Source organism: Limimaricola sp. G21655-S1 (assembly GCF_027213785.1).
GTDB lineage: Bacteria > Pseudomonadota > Alphaproteobacteria > Rhodobacterales > Rhodobacteraceae > Limimaricola.
Genome location: NZ_JAPWGO010000107.1, coordinates 1 through 389, shown reverse-complemented (window position 1 = coordinate 389; position 389 = coordinate 1). Strand labels below are relative to the sequence as shown.

General features: G+C 64.8%; 1 protein-coding gene. It reads right to left on the bottom strand.

Translation table 11 applies throughout. The features are described from left to right. Positions 1-389, bottom strand: a 389-nt coding sequence (locus O4G76_RS20060) for an Ig-like domain-containing protein (RefSeq protein WP_269398914.1), incomplete at both ends; no start/stop codon positions are given.

Sequence of the window (389 nt, the reverse complement as noted above, 5' to 3'; positions counted from 1 at the left end):
CCATCTTCCACGTTGCTGGTCGTGCCCTTGAGCTCAACCGCCTTGGCTTCCGCCACCGACAGGTTGCCATCGCCAATCGCCGCCAGGTCGATGCTCGGCAGGTCAGCGCTGTCGCTGTCCAGGATCGCATGCTCGCTGTCGGTCGCCGGGTTACCCGCCTGGTCGGTCACGTCCGCCTTGACGGTGAACTTGCCATCCGCCAGGCCGCTGGCCCCCAAGTCCACGGTGGTGCTGAACTTGCCGCCGGTCACAGTCGCGGTGAAGGTCACGACCTTGCCGTTCACGTCGGTCACGGTCAGGGTGACCTTCTGGCCATCTTCCACGTTGCTGGTCGTGCCCTTGAGCTCAACCGCCTTGGCTTCCGCCACCGACAGGTTGCCATCGCCAAT